The 3,844-nt window shown below is 37.6% G+C and carries 2 protein-coding genes; both read left to right on the forward strand.

Translation table 11 applies throughout. The features are described from left to right. Positions 1 to 3,214: hypothetical protein (locus tag A9G23_RS11560; protein WP_176700619.1), on the forward strand; the 3,214-nt coding region annotated here is incomplete at its 5' end. Positions 3,215 to 3,230: 16 nt separating this feature from the next. Then, the coding region (locus tag A9G23_RS10740; protein WP_218059518.1) for a DUF6708 domain-containing protein at positions 3,231 to 3,844 on the forward strand (614 nt) is incomplete at its 3' end.

The following is a 3,844-nucleotide window of genomic DNA, read 5'->3' on the forward strand; positions in this document are numbered from 1 at the left end:
AGAGCAAAAACACCGATTTGCCAGTCATGTTAACCGATTATACCAAGGTGACAGGGCTATTTCTTGCGCGGTCGTATTAGAAGACACCTTCGGTATCGCCGAAGAGCTCAACTCGCAACGGGTATCAGCGCTACATATTTTTTGCAGTGAGGCACCAAAACAAGCCAAACCATTATCACCTTTTGATGGTGACGAAGCCAAAGTCTATCAACAGCGTGGTGAACAGATGTATAACCGTATTAATCCTCGTTTAAAACGTCTGTTTAATTATTATCAACCTGATATGTTTAAAAAGCGCACGATTTTACAGTTTATAGAGAATTATCGAACTTCAATTGAAGAGGCTTACGACACCGAAATTGCCCGGTTACAAGAACACTATGACTACCTAAAAGATATTGATGCTGCCTATGACTCCGGTGATGAATTTTTACGAAAAGTCGAATATAAAATTAAAGACACCGAGTCAGAAAAGGCCAAAAAAATTGAAAAAATAAACCAGCAGATTAATCAGGGTGAAGTTAAGAAATTTAAAGAAGAATTAGAAACCGAATTTAAAGAAATAACTCGATATTATAAAGAGTGGTCACAAGACTATTTTACTTATGTTCGTTGGTTATTTGGCGAGGCAAAATTTATCTCGCAATACAGCAAAATAAAACCGAGTTCTTTTAATCAAACGCATTTTTGGCAGAAAGAGTTTGATTTTTCAAACGATACAAGCGCGCTCATTCATATAAAAGAAATTATCCAAATCCTGATTGATTCAACCCATGCAGAAGTGCACCTTGACGAAGATAACGCCCTATGGGATGAGTTATTAAGTAATCCTGCCAGTATTTTTTATGTGATAGAGCATAAAAATAACCCAGGGATTGATCTTGATGCACCAGCATTTATCGATTTAGACACCAATACACCCGTAAAATGGCGTGATATTATCGACAAATCAACGGGTTTGGCTTCTGCTTATAATACGCATCAAGCGCAAAAGACCCAAAACACGCCAACCGATAAAGAAAAAGAACTGCAAAAGGCAAAAGAGCGTGTTGAGCTAGATATTGAAAAAAAACAGCAAGAGATTAATGCCAAACAAGCGGAATTAAACAAAAATCGACAATATAACCCACAAGAGCATAGAAAACTACAAAAAATAAGAGACCAAAAAATAAAAGAGCTCAAGCAATTAAAAGCGTTTTTGGCCTCGATTGACCGCAAACTTGCTGAAATGGCAAATACCCCCAGTGCTGTGACTCATGTCGACAAAAATCGATATTTGCATCAACTTGCACTCAAAAAATACACCGTATTAAAAACCAATAAACAACACCAACCGATTAAACCACGTTTAAAACTGCTTGATACGCTATCTTATTTGGGGGATTTAGGTGGGTATCCCGTTGAGTTTGCTATGCAAGTTAGGCAAGATAAAATTCGACAGGTTTATGCACTATTAACCCAATTACAAGGGAGTTTTTTCCGTGAAAATAGTTTAACCAGCCAAGAAGTGGCGTTTTTAGAAAAATTTGATGTCACCGATCCAAAATATGACGTTGGCTCAAAAAAACCAACAACTAAAAAGCTTAAATTTACGCTTTGCTTTCCCGACGAGGCAAGTAAAGCGCTGGTTGTTAATTTTTTAAAAAATAAAGAGATACTTAATCCCAATGATTTCAAAAACTTTTTAACCAGCAACATGGCAGATTATGTCACGTTAGTCAACCGTACTACCGTATTACAAGACAAAATTGACAAAGTCAATCAACAAAAATCTAGCAACGACGAAGCGATTAACGAATCGAACGAAAAGAAAAGAGAAGATAAAATCAAACAGCGCGAGATAAACCGCGAAACCGAAGCGATGAATCAACGCGAAATGGAAAAAGCGAAAATTGAGGGAAAAATTAAAATTCAAGAACAAGTAAAAGATACCCGTCAAAGTGCTAAAGCGGCTAAGCTTAGCTATGGTGCCAATGCAATATCGGGCGTTATCAGCATGTTAAATATTTACGATAACCTAAAAGAGTGGAACACCGTTAAAGAAGGCGAAAGCCAAGATAAAAAAATGCGCCAACTGGCGATTGACTTAGGCTCGTTAGCATTATTAAGTGTTGATAGCGTTGCCCTATACCGTGACATCAAATTAAAAATGCAGCTAGTTAAAGCGATGCGTTCAACGGTTTCGGGCACATTAGTACCTGAAATTAAAGCCAAACTGATGTTAAATACCTTGATTTCTAAAACCGTAGCCAAAGCCTTTGCGGCTATAACTATTTTTGAAGCCTTAGGCGAGTTAAAAAGTGCCTTGGGGATGTGGAATATGGAGGATAAAAGTTATTTTAGAGCTAGATTGTTTGGTTCTCTATTTTTAGGGTTTGGCGCTATATTTTTATTAGCCAGTTCAGGCTTTGTAATAGGAGTGGGCGTTATATTCTCATTAGTGGGATTATACCTAATTGCTTTGAGTAAAGAATATGATAATTTTACCCCTATCGATCACTGGTTAAACCGTTGTTATTTTGGGGTGCAAAAAGAGTTTGCCTATTTGGGGTACGACGCTTATCACGAAGAGCAAAGGACATTTGTCGGTTTTGGGCAGTCGGTAAATGATTATTTGGTTGCGGTGTCGGGCATTGAAACCTTTATCATCTTTAAAAAACCAAGTTCATTTAGTGGGATGAGGCTACATCACCGCCACCTCTATTTTTATTTAACATACCCAAACTGCGCTACTATTGTCCAAAAGCCGTTACAGGCTTCAGTTAAATTAGTTGGCAAGAATGGGCAAAGTTATGAGGATATGATTGAATCTCGCTTTAATATCAGTTTAACAGGGGTAAATCACGACTCAGGAGAGGCGCACTCCCCAATCCACCTAAACGAAGATAAAGCCAAAGAAACCCTAAAAATCACCGAATATGTCACCACCGATAAAAACTACTTTATCAACCGCTATGAAACAAAAACCTTTAAAACCCTCACTCAGGGCAAAGCGGTATGGCAATCTAATTTTACCGATATTGAAAAAATCGAAGTAAAAGAGCCCGATCCTAACCAGCCAGAAAGTCACCTAACGGTAATAACCTGGGTAGCGGGCACCTTTGCTTATGATCTAATAAATAACTATCAAATCAATATCAGCCCTAATGCACAAGATGATGACGAAATTCCACTTATCATTAACCGAAGCAGTAACCAATTTCATGAAGAATAAATAAAAGGAGAATAAAATGCCATCAAAATACCGTCCACAAATTTTTGGTTGGTTTGGTGATCTAGATAAAGGTCCACGTTTAGTGCCCCTGCATGACGATCGCTTAAGCTATACTAATAATACCTATTGTGCCTTTATTCGTCAGGATCACAATGATCAGATTTTTTATGCCTGTCTCTATTTTGTTGTCGTTATTGTTTTATTAATACTTCTTATTGGTTTTCCTACATTTATTATGGATTATGATCATCCTGATAGTGGTAGAATGCTTTGTTTTATTGGAATTATTGGATTTATTACCTGTTGTATCGGTATGTATTATGCTGTTCCTCAACTGTATCATAATCTATTCTCCCGTCGTGGTAGTCCTATTATATTTAACCGTAAAACAGGTAAAGTCTATGTTAACGAAAGTTATTTTTTTAACTTTAAAGTATTACGCCGTCCTGCGGTATTTTTACAACCGAAAAAACGCCGTATAAAGGAGTATGATTGGGATGATTTGCATGGTGTTATTATCCATAATATGTCGCGTAATGCTCTAACCTCGACCGTGTTAATGGTGTGCCAATCCGGTACGCATCAAGTGATTGATCATATCATGCTAGATCCTGCCCGAGCAGGCGCAGG

The organism is Gilliamella sp. App4-10, from assembly GCF_001690495.1.
GTDB lineage: Bacteria > Pseudomonadota > Gammaproteobacteria > Enterobacterales > Orbaceae > Gilliamella > Gilliamella apicola_G.